A 17,115-nucleotide genomic window follows, 5' to 3' on the forward strand; every position below is an offset into this window, starting at 1 on the left:
CGGGTAGCAGCGGGTAATCCGCCGCTGGAGGTGGTGCGATGCGCGTGGTGGTGGTAGGTGCGACAGGCAACGTCGGAACGAGCGTGGTCGAGGTGCTCGCGGGCGACGAGCAGGTCGACACGATCGTGGGAATCGCCCGCCGCCGGCCGAAGTGGCAGCCGGCGAAGACGACCTGGGTCGAGGCCGACATATCGCGTCACGCACTCGATGAGCACTTCCGCAGCGCCGACGCCGTCGTGCACCTGGCGTGGCTTTTTCAGCCGACACACGATGAATTGGCGACCTGGACCAACAACGTGCTCGGCGCGATCCGGGTCTTCGACGCGGTGGCGCGCGCCGGCGTCGGCGTGTTGGTGTACGCGTCGTCGGTTGGGGCGTACTCACCCGGGCCCACGGATCGCGGTGTCGACGAGACATGGCCGACCCATGCGCTGCCGACTGCGGCCTATGGGCGCGAAAAGTCCTACCTGGAACGGGTTCTCGACGCGTTCGAACGTGACCACCCACAGATCCGGGTCGTGCGGTTGCGGCCGGGCTTCATCTTCAAACGCGAATCCGCATCCGAGCAACGCCGACTCTTCGCGGGCCCGCTGCTGCCCAGAATATTGGCGCGCCCTTCGCTGCTGCCGATCGTGCCGGACTTGCGCGGCCTACGCCTGCAGGCGTTGCACTCGCTTGACGCGGCGCACGCGTTTCGGTTGGCCGTGCTGCGGCCGGTGCACGGCGCGTTCAACGTCGCGGCCGACCCTGTTGTCGATCCCCGTTCCCTCGGTGAACTTCTCGGCGCGCGACCGGTGAAGCTGCCCGTCGCGCCCATCCGTGCGGCGGTGGCCGCGGCGTGGCGGTTGCATCTTGTTCCTGCCAGCCCGACGCTGTTCGATCTGGCGCTGAGCTTGCCGATCATGGACACCACGCGGGCGCGCACCGAACTCGGCTGGACGCCGTCCCACACGGCGCTCGAGGCGATCGGCGAGTTTCTCGAAGGGTTGCGGGCGGGTGGGGGTATGGCCACCCCGCCCTTGGACCCGAACGCGGGCGGGCGATTTCGCGAGAAGGAGCTTCTGACCGGCGTGGGGCAACAAGCGACACCCTAGGTCGTTGCGCCGCGACCGTAACGTTCGATGAGCCTGTGTTTGTAGAGCTTTCCGGCGTCGGTACGCGGCAGCTGCGGTTCGAACGAGATGGAGCGTGGGCATTTGTAGTGCGCCAACCGCTCTTTGAGCCAACCCATCAACGTTGCGGCCAGTGCGTCGCAGGCCAGTTCCGGCTGCGTCAACTGCACGACTGCCTTGACGCGCTGGCCCATCACCTCGTCGGGCACGCCGAACACGGCCGCGTCGACGACGAGCGGATGGCTGACCAACATGTTCTCCGTCTCCTGCGGATAGATGTTCACGCCGCCGGAGATGATCGTGTGGTCTCGTCGGTCGGTGAGATACAGATAGCCGTCCCGGTCGAGGTACCCGACGTCTCCGACCGTGACCCAGCCCTGCGGTGACCGCGCGGCGGCGGTTTTGGCATCGTCGTTGAGATAGGCGAACTCGTATCCGCCCTCGTAGTAGATCTCACCAACTCGCCCTGCGGAGACTTCGGATCCGTTCTCGTCGAGGATGTGCGGCGTTCCCATCAGCGGACGCCCGACCGATCCCGGGTGACGCAGCCACTCCTCGGCGCGGATGAAGGAGATGCCCGCGCCCTCCGAGGAGCCGTAGTACTCGTCGACGATCGGTCCCCACCACTGGATCATCTGACGCTTGATCTCCGGCGGGCACGGCGCCGCGGCATGCACGACGCGTTCGAGGGTGGACAGGTCGTATTCAACGCGGGTCGCTTCGGGCAGCCGCAACATCTTGACGAACATCGCCGGTACGAACTGTGCGTGGGTGACCCGGTGGCGCTGAATGCATGCCAACGCCTCCTCGGCGTCGAACCGTTCCATGATCACCGTCGTGGCCCCGGTGGCCTGAGCACACATGGTCCACATCGCTGGGGCGGTGTGGTACAGGGGCGCCGGGCTCAGGTACACCGATTCGGTGCTCACGCCGAGCCTTTCGAACACCGGTGTCGACGGTTTGGCGCCCCGCGCGGGACCGCTGCTGCCGCGCGGGCGCTTGATGCCTTTGGGCCGGCCGGTGCTGCCCGACGAGTACTGCAGCAGCTCACCTTCGTCGTGCGCGCTGAAATGGGTGGCTGGTTCGTGGGCAACGCATTCCGGGTAGCGCAGCCACCCGTCGAGGTCGGCATCGGCGATCATCGTGACGGCGGGCAATCCGTTGGGCAGGTGATCGGCGAATACCGCGCATATGTCTCGTGTTCCTGCCGACCCGATCAGCGCCTTGGCTGCACAGTCGCCCACGATGTATGCCGCCTCGGAAGCGGTGAGGTGGGTGTTGAGCAGCGTGTAGTACAGGCCACTTCGACGGGCGGCCCACATCATGGCGTGGACGTGCTCGTTGTTGTCCATCAGGATCGCGACGGTGTCCCCGGCGACGATCCCGCGGCGGTGCAGCAGATGGGCGATCTGGTTGGCGCGTCGGTCCAGTTCGGCGTAGGTCACCACCTTGCCACTGGAGTTCAGGATGATCGCCGGCTTGTCCGGGGACACTTGATCGTTCAGCCGCATCCGCGCACCACCACCGCATCCAGGGTAGACCGCGAGCAGTAACGGCGGGCGAGTATGAGAATATCTATTCTCATACTCCTGTAGTTCGAGGGCCGCACCGGAAGAGGGCTTGTCAGATGGGTGGACAACCAGTCGATCTCGATGGAGCGCGAACGCTCATCGTCGGCGCGTCATCGGGTATCGGCCAGGCGTTCGCCGTCGCGGCCCACGCCCGTGGCGCGCGGGTAGCGTTGGCGGCACGGCGCGTCGACGTACTGGAGAAGTCAGCCGCCATGCTGGACGGCTCGGCTCACGAACTCGACGTGTCCAAACCCCCGGCCATCGAACCGGTCGTAAACCAGGTCGCCGATGTCCTCGGCGGGCTCGACGTGGTTGTGTTCACCAGCACCGTGGTTCCTTTCGCCCACATCGAGGACACCGACATCACCACGTGGGTGCATGCCTACACCGTGAACGCCGTCGGCGCCTCACATGTGCTGCGCGCGGCACTGCCGCACCTATCGGCCGATCCGGTGATCTTGGTGGCGTCCAGCCATGATGTCGGTCGTCCGCGCGCCGGGGTCGCCGCCTACAACGCGAGCAAGGCCGCGCTGAACGAGATCCTGCGCGCCTGGCGTAGCGAACATCCCGAGTTGCCGATCATCCGGGTCAGCGTCGGACCGACCGAGGGCACCGAGATCCTGCGGGGTGCCGACCGTGACCTGCTCGCCGAGCTGTACCGGGCGTGGGCGCACCACGGTCAGATACCCCAACAGATGTCGGCCGTTTCGGATGTCGCCGAGACGTTGGTGTCGCTGGTGGCCGCGGCCCGCCGTTCACCGACCGTGGTGCCCGAGATCGTCCACCTTGCACCGCGGATCACCGGGCGCTGACGCTTTCTTTCGCCGATTTCGCCGCGGCCCAGCCCAGCGCGTTTTCGCCGAGGATGCCGCAGATGCCTGTACTGCGAGTGATTCAGTGGTCCACCGGTGGAGTCGGAACCGAGATGGTCACCACGATCCTGGACCATCGGCCCGATCTCCAGCCGGTCGGTGCCCGGGTGTATGTGGTGTACCGGTAGCCGATCGGCGTCACGGTCGGCGGCGACTATTCGCAGCACTGGCCACAGCCCAGGGACGCTTGGACGTTGACCATCGATGGCGATCCGTCGATGCAGACCCACTTCTTCGGTCTGGCCAGCTTCAGCCGGCAGGCCTCGATCGCCGAACATGTGCGGTTCCCGCGGGTTCTGGCAAACTAGGCCGCGACCGCTTCAGTCCCACACCACCTCGAGGCGCGGCGGTGACCGGAACATCATTCCGGTGATGAAGGGCGCCGGCGCGTCGGGGTCCAGCCGCAGCCCCGGGAGTTCGTCGAACAAGGCGTTGAAGATCTTGGTGGTTTCCAGACGGGCCAGATGCATGCCGAGGCAGACGTGCGCACCGTGTGCGAATCCGATGTGGGGCTTGCGCTCCCGGTAGATGTCGAAATTCTCCGCGCGATCCCAGCGGGTTTCGTCATGGTTGGCGCTGCCGAGGCTGAGCATCATCGTCGCGCCCTTCGGCAGCGCCACCCCCGCCAGCTCGGTGTCACAGGTGACCTCGCGCATGAAGTTGAGCAGTGGGGTCTCCCAACGGATTCCCTCTTCGATGGCCTGCGGCAGCAGGGAGCGGTCCGCCCGCACCGCGTCGAGCTGGTCGGGATGGGTGAGCAATCCGAACGCCAGGCTCGCCGTCGACCGTGAAGTGGTCTCCGCGCCCGCGGGCAGCAGGTTGCGCATGAAGCCGTAGATCTGTTCATCGGACATCTTGATACCGTTGACCTCGGCTGCCGCGAGGATCGACACCATGTCGTCCTTGGGCGACCTACGCTTGTCGGCGAGGATCTCGACGAAGTAATCCTTCATCTGCGCGGATGCGCGCAGCGCGCAGTCCATGTCGGCGCGAAAGCCCAGCAGGTCGATGGCGAGTCGGTGGAACTGCGGAACGTCGGAATCAGGTAGGCCCAGCAGCGCAGCGATCACCCGCACCGGAATCGGCATGAACACCGCGTCGACCAGGTCAGCGTGTTTGGCGTCTTTGATTTTCGCGATGGTGTGGTTCACCAGCGGGCCAACGAGTTCGGTGTCCCACCGTTTCATCGACGACCGCGCGAACGCGAATTCATGGAGCTTGCGGTATACCGCGTGTTCGGGGTCCTGCATTTCGAGGATGGTCGGTCCCTGCAGCGGTCGCACGACGTCCTCGTAGCAGCGCGTGCTGAACGTGATGTGGTCGGTGAAGATCGCCTTGACGGTGTCGAACGTGTAGGCGGTGAAGGTCGGTGGCCCATCGCCGGAGTTACCGACCATGCCCATCTCCGGCCAGCCCGGATGGATGGGGCCCTGTGCGCGCAGTTCCTCGAGCAACGGGTACGGCGACGCGTCGCCGTCGGCGCCCATGCCGGCGTTGAACTTCTCCTGCGCTTCCCGGATCTGCTGCTCGAGGTCTTCGGTCGCCGGCTCCACCACGCAACTCAACATACACCCTGTCGGTTGCGGTTTGTATAGGGTAGGTTGATCGGCCGTGGGTGATTCGGGCCCACCAAACCGCAACCAGGAGCGTTCGATTGGCTATCCGGGTCGTTCAGTGGGCCACCGGTGCGGTCGGGCGGGCCGCACTCGCCGAGCTCATCGAGAACCCTGATTTCCAGCTGGTCGGGGTGCTGGTCTATGACCCGGACAAAGCCGGGGTGGATGCCGGCGCGCTGTGTGGCCTGCCCGCGACCACCGGCGTCGCCGCGACGACGGACAAGGAGGCGATCGCCGCGCTCGGGGCCGACGTGGTGGTGCACGCGGCCAGCAAGGCCCACGCCGTGGAGACGAACGCCGAGGACATCTGCCGGTTGCTGGCCGCCGGGTCCAGCGTGATCACCACGACCTCCTACAACCACCTGCCGACCTACGGCGCCGACGTCGAGGCCGCCTTCGCCCGGGCGTGCGCGGAGGGGAACTCGAGGTTTCACGCCGCGGGCGAGAACCCCGGGTTCATGTTCGAGCGCCTTGTCACGACGGTCACCGGGTTGAGCAAGAGCATCGAGCGCATCGACCTCTATGAAGCAGTCGACGTCTCGGGCATCGACAGCAGGCCCATGCTCGTCGACCTGATGGGGATGGGCCGTCCACCTGAGGATGTGAGCGCCGACTCCCCGATCATCGCCAAGCTCGACATGGCCTACCGTCAAGCGCTCAACGCCACCGCCGACGTTCTCGGCATCACGCTGTCGGACATCGCGGTCAGCGTCGAGTGCACCACCCTCGACCATCCCATCGAAATCGCGGTCGGGACCATCGACCCGGGGTTGGTTGTGGGCCAACGCTTCTCGTGGACCGGCTGGTGGGAGGGCCGCGGTCTGCTGGCCATCCACGAAGAGTGGGTGTTGACCCGCGACCTGCCGCAATGGGGTCTTCGGCCGCTGGCCGACGGCGAGAAGGCACCGCTCATCCGGGCCGTCATCAAGGGCGTGCCGAGTTTCGAGTTGCAACTCGATGTCGGGTGGGATGGCGCGAGCGGCCAAGCATGGGATGACGTGCCGCCCGGGTTCGACGACGCCAACCCCGGACACCTGATGATCGGGATGAGCGCGGTGCGGGCGATCCCCTACGTGCTGGCCGCGCCGCCGGGAATCGTCACCGCGCCCGTGTTCGGCGCGATCCAGCTGTAGCCGCACCTGACCTCTCGCGAAACGTACACCAGCGCTGCGGATCGGCCGAAATCGCGACGCTAGTGTACGTTTCGTGAACTAGGAGGCGCGCCACGGATTGGTCCAGGAGTCGATCGTCGCGACCTCCGCGAGGGGTTTGCGCCGGACCGGATGGTGACCACCGTCCGGCCAGCCAGCGGTGAGCAGGGTGGCGATCCGCCAGTGCGGCGGGATACCGACGAGTTCGCGCAACTCGCTGTCGCATGCGTCCTGCCACAACGTGATCGCCGCGCCGAGGCCCTGGGCGCGCGCCGCCAGCAGGAAGTTCTGCACGGCGGGGAAGATCGACCCACCCTGCTGCAGATCACTGGCCCCCGGCTGCGGCTCCACGCAGAACAGCACGCATACCGGGGCGTGGCCGCCGACCCGCATGTGTTCGCGCATCGCGCGCAGCACCCGCGACTTGGGATCCGTCGCATCCTCCGACGGTGCGTCGAACCCGTAGAACTCGGCCATCACCTCCCACGTCCGCTGTGCGGCGGCGGAGATCACCGCGCGCACTTCGGCCCTGCGCACGATGACGAACCGCCACGGCTGTTGGTTTCCACCCGACGGCGCCCAGGTGGCAGCCTGCAGACACCGCTCGATGACCGCGTCGTCGACCGGTTCGCTGCGGTAGCGCCGGACCGCAGACGCGGTGCGCATCACCGTCCACAGATCGTCGGTCATCGCGAGTACGTCGGTGGCAGCGTGCCGGTCCAGGAGCCACCGCGCACCGGACCGGTGACCAGCGGCAGGTCCAGCGTCGACAGCAGACCCGGTGGCGCCGCGACGACGGCGGGAATCGCGTTCAGTTCACGCATCACCGTGGCGTACGTCAGCCCCCGCATATTGTTTCCGCGGCCGTGCATTTCGACGTCGACAGTGTAGGTGGGCAGACCGTCGACGACCACCCGGTAACCGCCGTGCCGTGACGGATGCCGTGGCCAGTCCGGGGCGGAGGACTCGCCCATCCGGGTGATGTGCTCGAGCACGACGCGTTCCTCACCGTCGACCGCGCCCGCCAGCTTGAACCGCATGCCGCCCATGGTGCCCGGTTCGATCCAGCCCGAAGCGACCTCGTATCGTTCGGTCGCCAGCCACTTCTCGATCGTCGTGTCGACTTCATCCAGCGGAAGGCCCACGCCCTCGGCGACCAGATGGACCGTCGGTGCCCACAACGCTGCCAGCCGGGCGGGGTCGAACAGCGGCGCAGGATGATCCGGCGGATGGCCGAAACCCATGAAGTCGAACATGATCTCGGGCTGGTTGATCGGGGCGTAGTCGAGGATCTCCAGCATCGTGATGGTGTCGACGCGGCTGCTGAAGCCGGTCATCGTCAACGCGATCACATCGTTGGCCCAACCCGGGTCGACGCCGCTGTTGAAGAAGGTGGTTTTGCCCTCCGTGCAGGCGGCCTCGATCAGTGCGACGGTTTCGGTGTCGGCGGCGGGCGGATAGCACAGCGGCACCAGTGACGTGGTGACCACATTCTTTCCGGCCCGTAGGCAGCGGGCGATGTCCTCGGCGGCCTCGCGATAGCGGTAGTCCCCGGAGGCGAAGTAGGCGACGACGTCGGCGTCGAGTGCCAGCGCGGCCTCGATGTCGCGGGTGGCGATCACGCCGGTAGCCGGCATACCGCACAACGCACCGGCATCCATACCGTCCTTGGCTTCGGCATGCACCACGACGCCCGCCAGGTCGAGCCCGGGATGCGCGATCAATGCACGCAGCGCACCCACCCCGACTTGTCCGGGACCCCAGAGGATTACTCTCGGGTTACGTTGGCAGTCCGTCATCTACACCCTTCCCCTGGCCACACCCGACTGTGAGAACATACCTTCTCATTAGTCGATAACACCATTTACGCATCGACAGCACCATGGAGGAGATCGTGACCGATTACAAGTTCTTGAAATGGGAGACGTTCGATGACGGTCAGATCGTCCGGATCTCGCTGAACCGTCCCGAGCAGCGCAACGCGCAGAACCGCGGCATGCTCGTCGAGCTCGACGATGCGTTCAGGCGCGCCGAGGCCGACGACGACGTCCGCGTCGTCATCCTCGCCGGTGAGGGGCCGATGTTCTCCTCCGGGCACGACATCGGCTCCAAACAGGCCCGCGCCGAGTTCATGCCGGGACCGGATCAACACCCCACTGCGGTGATCGACGGCGGCACCCGCGAGGGCGCGGAGAAGATCATGCTGCAGGAGTGGCACTACTTCTTCCAGAACAACCTGCGTTGGCGCAACTTGCGCAAGATCACCATCGCGCAGGTGCATGGTGATGTCTTTTCGGCGGGCCTGATGCTCATCTGGGCGTGTGACCTGATCGTCGGCAGTGAAGAGGTGCGGTTCGCCGACGTCGTCGGAACCCGGCTGGGCATGTGCGGCATGGAGTACTTCGGGCATCCGTGGGAATTCGGGCCCCGTCGCACCAAGGAGTTGATGCTCACCGGCGATGCGATCGACATCGAGGAGGCCTACCGCCTCGGAATGGTGAGCAAGATCTTCAAGCGCGACGAACTGGCCGATCGCACGCTCGAATTGGCGCGGCGCATCGCCACGGTGCCGACAATGGCGGCTCTGCTCATCAAGGAATCGGTGAACCAGTCTGTGGACAACATGGGCTTCTACAACGCGTTGCAGTCCTGCTTCAGCCTGCACCAGCTCAACCATTCGCACTGGGTTGGCGTGCGTGACGACAAACGGGCCACCGCGGGTGAGGAGCAGGGCGTGCCGAATTGGCGCACCGCGCCGCCGGTGGTGTTGTCGATGAAGAACCAAGTGCGAGCCGACGGGTGACCGCCGTCGGCGAGCCGATGCCGGTGGGCATCGAAGGACACCTGTTCGCCCGATTGCCCTTCTACGATGTCGTCGACGCCGATGACACCGTGGTCGTCGACCTGCACCACCGGCCGGATCTGGTGAACACTCGGGGCGCGTTGCAGGGCGGGCTGGTCGCCACCCTCATCGATGTTGCCGGGGGCCGGCTGGCGGTCAAGTATGCGGATACCAACGCAGGCGTCGGCACCGCAGACATGTCGATCCACTTCCTGTCGCCCATCGTGGGCGGGCCGGCGCGGGCGAGCGCCACCCTGGTGCGGCCAGGCAGGCGGTTGATCGTCGTCGCTGTCGATGTCGTCGACGTGGCCAGGGATCGGCTGGCTGCCCGCGCGACGCTGAGCTTCGCCGTCATGGAACCAGGTGGGCCGAGTCAGCCCGCCACCGGTCCGTAGCGGGCGTCTGCCACCCGGTCGAGTGCGACGGCGGGCTCGCCGTACACCATCGCCCAGCCGCGCACGCGCCGGTAGTACAGCTGAACGTCACATTCCATGCCGAAGCCATAGCCGCCATGGATGTGCAGGCTGCGATAGGTGGCGTCGCGTGCTGTCTCATAGGCGAAGGCGAACGCCATCGTCGCGAGCTCATCGGCGCGCGCGGGTTCGTCAGTGAAAGCACACGCTGCCTTCAGGGCAAGCAACCGCGCCCCGTCGACAGCAGTAGCGCTGTCCGCCAACGGATGTGACACCGCCTGAAAGGTGCCGATCGGCGTCCCGAACGCGTGGCGTTGCTTTGCGTATTCGACCCCGATTTCAACCGCCCTGTTCGCCGCTCCGACAAGTACCGAGGCGGTCAGCGTGAGCCACAAATTCAACGCCCACCCGTACAACCGCGACGCATCCTCGCCGTCGACCAACACGACGGCGCCGTCTTCGATATCCACATCCGCCAGAGGTAGCGATCCGAGATTCTGCACGGGGCGACGGCCCCGTCCCGCCGGCGTGACGACAAGGCGCCCGTCGACAGACGCGATGACCGAATCCGCGACAGCACCGCCAGGCACGAGTTTCAGCACGCCATCGCGGGCGGTACGCGGCGAGAACGTGACTAGTTGGTCGCCGGCCAGCGCCCGGCCGAGCAGCTCGGCACCGGCGTCACCGCATCGGGCGAGCAGTCGCGCGGCGACCTGCGTTTCCACGACCGGCGCGGATGCGACCGCGCGACCGAATTGCTCGGCGATCAGCGCCAGATCCAGTTCAGACGCACCACCGCCTGCGGCCTCGTCCGCAGCCATGTCGAGAGCCCCGGCCTGCATCAGTGCCTTCCACAGCTTGACGTCGAAGCCAAGCGGTTCGGCGGCTCGCACCCGCTGCGACGTCGACTCCCGCCCGTAGATGGCCGCGAAGACATCCACGAGCTGTCGCTGTTCGCCGGAAAGGCTCAAGTCCAAAATGCAGTCCAATCACATGCGGATATGAATGCTCTCATATTTGAGAGTAACATTATCGCCCACGTCGGCCCTTATACTCATCAGACAGGATCGGTTACAGTCCATGCATTTTCAGCTCGATGCCGAGACACAGGCATACCGCGCGGAGGTCCGGGCCCACCTGCATGACGTGATGACCCCTGAATTCGAGGAACACCTGTACCGCAGTGGCGTCGCTCATGACGATGACTTCGCCAAGGGCCTCGTCGACAAGGGCTTATTCGCGCCAACGTGGGCGCCCGAGTACGGCGGCCAGAATCGCGGGGCATGGGACGACCAGGTGCTCAAAGAGGAACTGATGCGCTCGGATGCTCCGGTGTACCTGTCAGAGACCACGCGAATGGTCGCCGCGATCATTCGTGAGGTGGGTCATCAGGCGATGAAGGACCGTATCCTCGCCGGCGCGATGAAGGGCGACGTCACCATCGCCCTCGGGTTCACCGAACCCGGATGCGGGTCTGACGTCGCGGCCGCCACCACCAAAGCCGTGCGCGATGGTGACGAGTGGATCATCAACGGCTCCAAGATGTTCACCACCAACGGTCACATCGCCGACTATGTTTTTCTGCTCGCCCGCACGAGCCCCGAGAAGCCCAAACACAAGGGCCTGACCATGTTTCTGGTACCGCTCGATTCGCACGGGGTCGAGGCCCAGGCCGTCTGGACGCTTTCGGGTGAGCGCACCAACATCACCTTCTACAGCGATGTCCGAATCGGTGACGAGTGGCGTATCGGTGAGGTCGATGCCGGATGGCAGGTGTTGAGCCTGTCGTTACAGGACGAGCATGCGTCCGGTTGGGGACCGCATATCGCTCGGCTGCTGACCCACGCCGAGCAATGGGCCGAGGCGACGGTGGCGGACGATGGCGTCCGGCAGATCGCCAAGCCTGATGTGCGACGGCGGATAGCGAGAGTCGCCATGGAGTACGAAGTGTCGATGCTGCTTCAGCGTCGTTGCGTGTGGATGGTCGAGGCCGGACGGATGCCCGTTGCCGAGGGACCGATGGCCAAGTTGTTCAGCACCGAATCCCTGGTCCGCGCGAGCCAGGACATGGTCGAGCTCGTCGGACCGGACGCAATGCGCAGCTTCTTCGAGCCGTCCGCCCCGGAGCAGGGCCGATTCGAACACCTGATGCGGTTCTCGGTGGGCACCACGATCTACGCGGGCACCAGCGAAGTACAGCGCTCGATCATCGCTCAACGTGGACTTCGCCTACCCCGTTAGCTTTCTGGGCTTGCGAGCGGTAGATCGTTTGGCCGCAGGCTTGGCGGCGACAGCTTTCGGTTTAGCCGTTCCTGCGGGCGGGGTGAGCGCCTGCAGGCACCACGCCCACAGCTGGTCCTCAGTGAGTTCGGCGCCCTTGCCGCCCAGATGGAACACGCCGATCTGAGCAAGCGCGATGAGCGTCGAATTCAGCAACGTCGTCAACTGCGCGGGGGTCATGTCTTTGCGTACCAACCCGGCACGCGAACACGACGTCAGGATCTTCGTCAGCAGCTTCTGGTGCGGCTCCCAGATCTTGGCGAAGTCGGCGGGGCGCTCGATCTCGAGGCTGAGGTTGTAGATCGTCATCACGCGGCCGCCGATGGCCTCGGAGGACTCCGCGCGGGAGAGGAATCCCCGGCAGAACGCCTCCAATTGTGCCATCGGACCGTCGGCCGAGGCCGCCGCAACCTCATGCCGGATCGCCTCGATGAACTGGCTGGTGGCGTTCTCATAGAGCGCCAACAGCAGCTCCTCTTTGCCCGCGAAGTGTTGATAGAACGCCCGCAAACTCAGATTCGACCTGTCGATCAGCGTCTGGATGGTGAAGTCGGCTCGACCGGACTCCTCGACCAGCTCGAGTGCCGTGGCCAGGAACCGGGAGCTGCGGGCCAGGGCGCGCGCCCGCGCCTGGCTCAGCCGCCTCTCGATCGTTCGCTCCTGCCAACTGGTCGGCATCTCGGTGTCGGACTCGACCAGCTCGAGATCTGCTTCGGGTTCTTGTCCAGCGCGTTTCTTCGCAGTCATGATGAGTTGAGAATACGCGTTCTTCCGAGCAGGGCGCGACCTACCTATACGGGTACGTTGCGTGCGTCCCGGGACCAGCGTGCGCCGCACTCGCCCAGGGTCTGCCGAACGGTGGGGATACGCTACCCTGGAAACGGTCATTCTCGCTTGCGGGAATCAGAGTTTCGCGCCCTGATGCCGCGTGGCGCATTTCGAAGGAGTGCAGCATGAGCGCAGACATCCTGATCGTGTCGCCGGACGACCACCTGGTGGAGCCGGCTGATCTGTGGACCAGCCGGCTGCCCGAGCGCTATCGCGACGTCGGTCCGCGGATCATCCGGCACCGAGGACGCATGGATCCGACAGTTACCTCCGATGTCGCGTTCGTCGAAGACGACGACGGTCGTGACGCGGACATCTGGCACTACGAGGACTCGATCGTCCCGATCCCGCTCATCAGCGCCGCCGCTGGGTACGAGATCGACGAGCTCACGACAGACCCGATCACGTACGACGAGATGCGCCCCGGCTGCTACCGTCCCAAAGACCGGCTCGCCGACATGGACATCGCGGGCATCGAGGCATCCGCCTGCTTCCCCAACACGCTCGTCCGCTTCTGCGGCCAGCGCTTCCTGTACGGCAAGGACAAGGATCTGGCACTGCTCTGTGTCCAGGCCTACAACGACTTCCAGATCGACGAGTGGGCCGGTGACTCCGACGGCCGGTTGATCCCCCTCGGAATCATCCCCCTTTGGGATGTCGAGTTGGCTGTGCAGGAGGTTGACCGGGTCGCCGCGAAAGGTATGCCGGCCGTGTGCTTCTCCGAGCTTCCGGCACGGCTTGACCTGCCATCCATTCACAGCGGCTATTGGGATCCGTTCTTCGCCGCATGCGAACGCAACGACGTCGGCATCATGCTGCACATCGGCTCGAGTTCGTCGCTGACCAAGTCCTCCCCCGACTCCCCGCACGTCGTCACCAGCGCGCTGATGGCCGTCAACTGCACCATCGCGCTGGTGGACTGGTTGTTTTCCGGCAAGCTCAAGCAGTTTCCGAAACTCAAGCTGGCTTTCGCCGAGGCGCAAGCGGGCTGGATCCCCTACTACCTGCAACGCGTTGACGAGGTCTGGGAGGACCGGCGCGGGTGGGGTGGCATCCACCCGTTGTTGACCGAACCGCCGAGCACCCAGGTGCCCGGGCGCGTGTGGTTCTCCACCTTCGGCGATCCGGTCGCGTTCCGGATTCTCGACCTGGTCGGGCCGGACCAGTTGATGTTCGAGACCGACTACCCGCACAACGACACCAACTGGCCCCACAGCATGGACGTCGCCAACAAGGCGACCGCCGGGCTGGACCAGGAGACCAAGCGAAAGGTCCTGTCCACCAACGCCAAGACCTTCTTCGGCCTGGTGTAGGTGCCTCGTGCGCCGAGCGGCAACTCTGGGCACGTGAATTCGCGAGGGCCGTCCGTCAGCTAGCCACCCGGCGGGCAGCGCTTATAGGGCTCTCCAATTCGGTTTGCGCTTCTCCAGGAAGGCACGCGGTCCCTCGATGGCGTCCTTGGTCAAGGCCACCTTCATCCGGTAGTTCTCGGCGAGCAGTTCGGCTTCGTATATCGGCAGCGTCAGGCCCTTGCGCACCGCCATTCGCGAGCCCCGCACCGCAAGGGGGGCATTGGAATTGACAACCTCCGCGACCTCCCAGGCGCGATCCATCAGCGTGTCGTGCGCGACCACTTCGGTAAACACGCCCAACTCGTACGCCCGTTGCGCGTCGAGTTGTTCATGCCGGCCCATCAGGATCAGCCGCATGGCCACGGGCAGCGGCAGAATCCGAGCGAGCCTGACCCCTTCCCGGCCCGACGTCACGCCGATGCTGACATGCGGATCCATCAGCGATGCGCGCTCGGATGCGATGGTGATGTCAGCGGTGGTGACCAGATCCATGCCCGCGCCACACGCGATGCCGTTGACGGCGCAGATTATGGGTTTGGTCATCTGCAGCCACGGCGGTGTCGCCTCCTGCGGTGCGTCCCATTGACGCATCGAGCTGAGGATGGGTTCGCCCTGGTTGTCGATTCCGGCGGCGTTCTCCATGTCGTGGTCGGCGGCCTTGTTGACGTCGGCGCCCACGCACAGCGCCCGGCCGGCACCGGTGATGATGACGGTCCAGATATCCTGTGACCGTTCGATTTCGGCATAAACCTCGGCGAGCTCGGCGATCATCTCGTCGTTGATCGCGTTGAGTACCTCGGGCCGGTCCAGCGTCACACACGCGGTATGGCCGGAAACCTCCAACGTGATGGTGTCGTAGTTCGTCATCTCACTCCACAGCGGCAATGTCGCGGTCGGTCGGGCGGATGCCCAGAATCTCATGGAAGCGGTCGCAGTAGCGCGGCCACACCTCGGGATTGAGCAGCCGGGGTGGCCTGTGCCCGGTGAAGATGTCCTGCCACTGCGTTGCGGTAGCGACCGCGATATCGCGAGCCGCCTCGACGGTGATGCCCGCGACGTGTGGCGTGGCGACGACGTTGTCGAAATGCAGCAGCGGGTTGTTCCGCGACGGCGGCTCCTCGTGGAACACGTCCAGACCCGCTCCGGCGATCACTCCGCTGGCCAACGCGTCGTAGAGGGCCGCTTCATCGTGTACCGGCCCACGCGCGGTGGTGATGAAGTACGCGGACGGCTTCATGGCGGCGAACTCCTTGCCGCCGAACAGCCCTCGTGTCTCGGCGGTCAACGGACACGTGACCTGAACGAAGTCCGACCGTTCAATCAGTTCGCCCAGCCCGACCAGGTTCACCCCGTGGGCACGCGCCGTCACTTCGTCGACATAGGGATCGAAGGCCAGGACCTCCATCCCGAACGGGGCGCACAACTGCACCAGCCGTCCGCCGACGGCTCCGAGGCCTACGACACCGAGCGTCTTCCCGAGCAGCTGACTGCCCCGCAGCGCCAAGCGATCATCGAGTTGTCCGCTGCGCAACGCCCGGTCGGCCGCGGTGATCTTCTTGGCCAGGTCGAGCATCAGACCCAGTGCGTGTTCAGCCACCGCCTCGGCGCCGGGACCGGAGTTGTTGCACACCGCGATTCCCGCCCGCGTACACGCCTCGACGTCGATCACGTCATAGCCGGCGCCCGCCGAGCACACGGCAAGTAGCTGATGACAACGGTCGACCAGCGCCCGCCCGGCCAGCCACTGCGCGCCTCCGGTGGCGGAGGCGACGTCGGTTCGGGTCGCCACTTGATATCCATGTGCGGATTCCAGTGCCGCCCATCCTTGTTCGGCGGTTGCGTCGAGATCGAGTTTGACGACCTCGATGTCACTGTCCGCCAGGATAGTTCCGGCCACCGGGTCGGTCCACCGCTCGTAGACCAGCCGCGGTCGGATCCTCATCGTGTGATTTTGGGTTTCGCTTGAGCTGCCTTGAACATGTCGGCCAGTTCGGTGTTCACATTCTTGTAATCGTTGAGCGCGATGGCGCCGTCACGCCCCGGGACGGGGTCATAACCCAGCCGCAGGTCCTTGTTCTCCATGTGGAAGTACTCCCGCCCGACGGGCAGGCGGCGGTCCTCGCGCGGCACCTCCATCCATGCCCGCAGGAAGCAGCGCGCCTTCTTCGGATCGTTGCTGCTGACGAAGTCGGACCGTGAGTGGCACATCGCGAAGTTGTTCGCGACCGCGGCTTCGCCGGACTCGAGGCGAAACTCGACCTGTTGCTCGACGAGGATCGTCCGCAACAACTCGATGGCTTCGTTCTGTTCCGGGGTGAATTCCCGGCCGAGGGTGTGCATCGCGGGCAGGATGCTGCTGTAGGTGAAGTTGATGCAGATCCGACCGTCGATCTGAGAGAACACCGGCACGTCGTACGGCGTCACGTCCGGCTGGTCGTCGGGTTGCTCGCTGCGCCGGTGATGCGGGAAACCCTGGTAGAGAACGGGGAGAAGGTCAGGTCGCTCGTTGAGGATCCGGTTGTGCGCAGCAGGCCCACTCGCGAACTGGCTTTCGCCACCCTGCGCGGCCGGGTAGACGCAGAGCAGCGACAGGATGTCTGCCGCATCGTTGTGCATCGCGAGCTCAGCACTCGACTTCGTCCCGCGGGCGGGTTGTACGCCGTTGGGCAGTACCTCCTCCTGCACTCGCACCATGCGGTGGCCGAAGGAGTTGTTGGACACCAGGTAGCCGAGATGCGTGCAGAACGCCCAGTAGATGCGCTCGAGATCCTCGACCGAATGCTCGTCGACCGGGAATCCGCGCACGCAGGCCAGACCTTTACCGAACATCAAGTCCTGATACAGCCGGGCGAGGTCGTCGTCCAGATCGGGATGCCGGGCGTCCTCGGGCGTGATGTCATCGCGATCCTGGTGCGCGGTCTTGGCCAGGATGGATTCCAGCGCAGCCACGTTGCGTGACGACAGATCGAACGCGAAGTCCTCCTTGCTCCTGAAGTCGGCGCCGGTCCATGCCATCGGGTCGGTGACTTGTTCGGTGTAGATCACGGTGGGCATCCGTCCTCCTGTTGTCGTGACGAG

General features: G+C 65.4%; 17 protein-coding genes. 8 read left to right on the plus strand and 9 right to left on the minus strand.

What is annotated here, in order from left to right:
- Nucleotides 1–38 precede the first annotated feature (38 nt).
- Nucleotides 39–1,094 carry an NAD-dependent epimerase/dehydratase family protein gene (locus tag ABQE44_RS09700; protein WP_448429405.1) on the plus strand — a complete coding sequence of 352 codons (1,056 nt, stop codon included), beginning with the start codon at nt 39–41 and terminating at the stop codon, nt 1,092–1,094.
- Here ABQE44_RS09700 and fadD4 read toward each other — a convergent pair.
- Complete coding sequence (fadD4, locus tag ABQE44_RS09705) at nt 1,091–2,623, minus strand: fatty-acid--CoA ligase FadD4 (RefSeq protein ID WP_448429407.1); 1,533 nt, start codon at nt 2,621–2,623, stop codon at nt 1,091–1,093. The genes ABQE44_RS09700 and fadD4 overlap by 4 nt on opposite strands.
- 116 nt (nt 2,624–2,739) lie before the next feature.
- On the opposite strand from fadD4, the gene ABQE44_RS09710 reads away from it, so the two are divergent.
- Nucleotides 2,740–3,495, plus strand: a complete 756-nt coding sequence (locus tag ABQE44_RS09710) for an SDR family oxidoreductase (RefSeq protein ID WP_448392509.1) — start codon at nt 2,740–2,742, stop codon at nt 3,493–3,495.
- A gap of 62 nt (nt 3,496–3,557) precedes the next feature.
- On the plus strand, nt 3,558–3,683 hold the full coding sequence (locus ABQE44_RS09715; RefSeq protein ID WP_448392510.1) for a hypothetical protein: 126 nt from the start codon (nt 3,558–3,560) through the stop codon (nt 3,681–3,683).
- A gap of 192 nt (nt 3,684–3,875) precedes the next feature.
- On the opposite strand, the gene ABQE44_RS09720 is transcribed toward ABQE44_RS09715, so the two are convergent.
- Nucleotides 3,876–5,111: a cytochrome P450 gene (locus ABQE44_RS09720; RefSeq protein ID WP_448429409.1), complete on the minus strand. Its 1,236-nt coding sequence runs from the start codon at nt 5,109–5,111 to the stop codon at nt 3,876–3,878.
- A gap of 98 nt (nt 5,112–5,209) precedes the next feature.
- Here ABQE44_RS09720 and ABQE44_RS09725 point away from each other — a divergent pair, with 98 nt between their 5' ends.
- Nucleotides 5,210–6,304: an NAD(P)H-dependent amine dehydrogenase family protein gene (locus ABQE44_RS09725; protein WP_448429411.1), complete on the plus strand. Its 1,095-nt coding sequence runs from the start codon at nt 5,210–5,212 to the stop codon at nt 6,302–6,304.
- 78 nt (nt 6,305–6,382) lie between these two features.
- On the opposite strand, the gene ABQE44_RS09730 is transcribed toward ABQE44_RS09725, so the two are convergent.
- Nucleotides 6,383–7,012, minus strand: a complete 630-nt coding sequence (locus ABQE44_RS09730; RefSeq protein WP_448429413.1) for a nitroreductase family protein — start codon at nt 7,010–7,012, stop codon at nt 6,383–6,385.
- Nucleotides 7,009–8,121 carry an NAD(P)H-dependent amine dehydrogenase family protein gene (locus ABQE44_RS09735; RefSeq protein ID WP_448392514.1) on the minus strand — a complete coding sequence of 371 codons (1,113 nt, stop codon included), beginning with the start codon at nt 8,119–8,121 and terminating at the stop codon, nt 7,009–7,011. The genes ABQE44_RS09730 and ABQE44_RS09735 overlap by 4 nt, the downstream gene beginning before the upstream one ends.
- Nucleotides 8,122–8,216: 95 nt before the next feature.
- On the opposite strand from ABQE44_RS09735, the gene ABQE44_RS09740 reads away from it, so the two are divergent.
- Complete coding sequence (locus tag ABQE44_RS09740; protein ID WP_448392515.1) at nt 8,217–9,125, plus strand: enoyl-CoA hydratase; 909 nt, start codon at nt 8,217–8,219, stop codon at nt 9,123–9,125.
- Nucleotides 9,126–9,142: 17 nt separating this feature from the next.
- Nucleotides 9,143–9,559, plus strand: coding sequence for a PaaI family thioesterase (locus tag ABQE44_RS09745; protein WP_448392688.1), 417 nt, complete (start codon nt 9,143–9,145; stop codon nt 9,557–9,559).
- Here ABQE44_RS09745 and ABQE44_RS09750 read toward each other — a convergent pair.
- Nucleotides 9,538–10,554 (minus strand): acyl-CoA dehydrogenase family protein, encoded by a 1,017-nt coding sequence (locus ABQE44_RS09750; RefSeq protein WP_448429415.1) that lies wholly within the window; start codon nt 10,552–10,554, stop codon nt 9,538–9,540. The two genes, ABQE44_RS09745 and ABQE44_RS09750, sit on opposite strands and share 22 nt — an antisense overlap.
- Before the next feature lie 103 nt (nt 10,555–10,657).
- Between ABQE44_RS09750 and ABQE44_RS09755 the strand changes: the two genes are divergently transcribed.
- Nucleotides 10,658–11,818, plus strand: coding sequence for an acyl-CoA dehydrogenase family protein (locus tag ABQE44_RS09755; protein WP_448392517.1), 1,161 nt, complete (start codon nt 10,658–10,660; stop codon nt 11,816–11,818).
- Here the strand turns inward: ABQE44_RS09755 and ABQE44_RS09760 are convergent.
- Nucleotides 11,807–12,604 carry a TetR/AcrR family transcriptional regulator gene (locus tag ABQE44_RS09760; RefSeq protein WP_448392518.1) on the minus strand — a complete coding sequence of 266 codons (798 nt, stop codon included), beginning with the start codon at nt 12,602–12,604 and terminating at the stop codon, nt 11,807–11,809. The two genes, ABQE44_RS09755 and ABQE44_RS09760, sit on opposite strands and share 12 nt — an antisense overlap.
- A 206-nt stretch (nt 12,605–12,810) precedes the next feature.
- On the opposite strand from ABQE44_RS09760, the gene ABQE44_RS09765 reads away from it, so the two are divergent.
- Nucleotides 12,811–13,998: an amidohydrolase family protein gene (locus tag ABQE44_RS09765; protein ID WP_448392519.1), complete on the plus strand. Its 1,188-nt coding sequence runs from the start codon at nt 12,811–12,813 to the stop codon at nt 13,996–13,998.
- Between the two features lie 81 nt (nt 13,999–14,079).
- On the opposite strand, the gene ABQE44_RS09770 is transcribed toward ABQE44_RS09765, so the two are convergent.
- Genes ABQE44_RS09770 through ABQE44_RS09780 form a run of 3 tightly spaced genes read right to left on the minus strand, consistent with a single transcriptional unit; the run spans nt 14,080 to nt 17,091 of the window.
- Entirely contained in the window at nt 14,080–14,904 is an 825-nt protein-coding gene (locus ABQE44_RS09770; protein WP_448392520.1) for an enoyl-CoA hydratase/isomerase family protein, read from the minus strand.
- 1 nt (nt 14,905) lies between these two features.
- Nucleotides 14,906–15,979, minus strand: coding sequence for an NAD(P)-dependent oxidoreductase (locus ABQE44_RS09775; RefSeq protein WP_448392521.1), 1,074 nt, complete (start codon nt 15,977–15,979; stop codon nt 14,906–14,908).
- Nucleotides 15,976–17,091, minus strand: coding sequence for a TauD/TfdA family dioxygenase (locus tag ABQE44_RS09780; RefSeq protein ID WP_448429417.1), 1,116 nt, complete (start codon nt 17,089–17,091; stop codon nt 15,976–15,978). Before ABQE44_RS09780 ends, ABQE44_RS09775 begins: the two co-directional genes overlap by 4 nt.
- Nucleotides 17,092–17,115: the final 24 nt, after the last annotated feature.

It is taken from the genome of Mycolicibacterium sp. XJ2546 (assembly GCF_053483195.1).

Excerpts from the sequence above, each read along its gene's own strand:
- ABQE44_RS09770 (WP_448392520.1), bottom strand. The coding sequence starts at position 14,904 with ATGACGAACTACGACACCATCACGTTGGAGGTTTCCGGCCATACCGCG.
- ABQE44_RS09755 (WP_448392517.1), top strand. The coding sequence starts at position 10,658 with ATGCATTTTCAGCTCGATGCCGAGACACAGGCATACCGCGCGGAGGTC.
- ABQE44_RS09775 (WP_448392521.1), bottom strand. The coding sequence starts at position 15,979 with ATGAGGATCCGACCGCGGCTGGTCTACGAGCGGTGGACCGACCCGGTG.
- ABQE44_RS09730 (WP_448429413.1), bottom strand. The coding sequence starts at position 7,012 with ATGACCGACGATCTGTGGACGGTGATGCGCACCGCGTCTGCGGTCCGG.
- fadD4 (WP_448429407.1), bottom strand. The coding sequence starts at position 2,623 with ATGCGGCTGAACGATCAAGTGTCCCCGGACAAGCCGGCGATCATCCTG.
- ABQE44_RS09700 (WP_448429405.1), top strand. The coding sequence starts at position 39 with ATGCGCGTGGTGGTGGTAGGTGCGACAGGCAACGTCGGAACGAGCGTG.
- ABQE44_RS09735 (WP_448392514.1), bottom strand. The coding sequence starts at position 8,121 with ATGACGGACTGCCAACGTAACCCGAGAGTAATCCTCTGGGGTCCCGGA.
- ABQE44_RS09745 (WP_448392688.1), top strand. The coding sequence starts at position 9,143 with ATGCCGGTGGGCATCGAAGGACACCTGTTCGCCCGATTGCCCTTCTAC.
- ABQE44_RS09780 (WP_448429417.1), bottom strand. The coding sequence starts at position 17,091 with ATGCCCACCGTGATCTACACCGAACAAGTCACCGACCCGATGGCATGG.
- ABQE44_RS09710 (WP_448392509.1), top strand. The coding sequence starts at position 2,740 with ATGGGTGGACAACCAGTCGATCTCGATGGAGCGCGAACGCTCATCGTC.
- ABQE44_RS09760 (WP_448392518.1), bottom strand. The coding sequence starts at position 12,604 with ATGACTGCGAAGAAACGCGCTGGACAAGAACCCGAAGCAGATCTCGAG.
- ABQE44_RS09715 (WP_448392510.1), top strand. The coding sequence starts at position 3,558 with ATGCCTGTACTGCGAGTGATTCAGTGGTCCACCGGTGGAGTCGGAACC.
- ABQE44_RS09765 (WP_448392519.1), top strand. The coding sequence starts at position 12,811 with ATGAGCGCAGACATCCTGATCGTGTCGCCGGACGACCACCTGGTGGAG.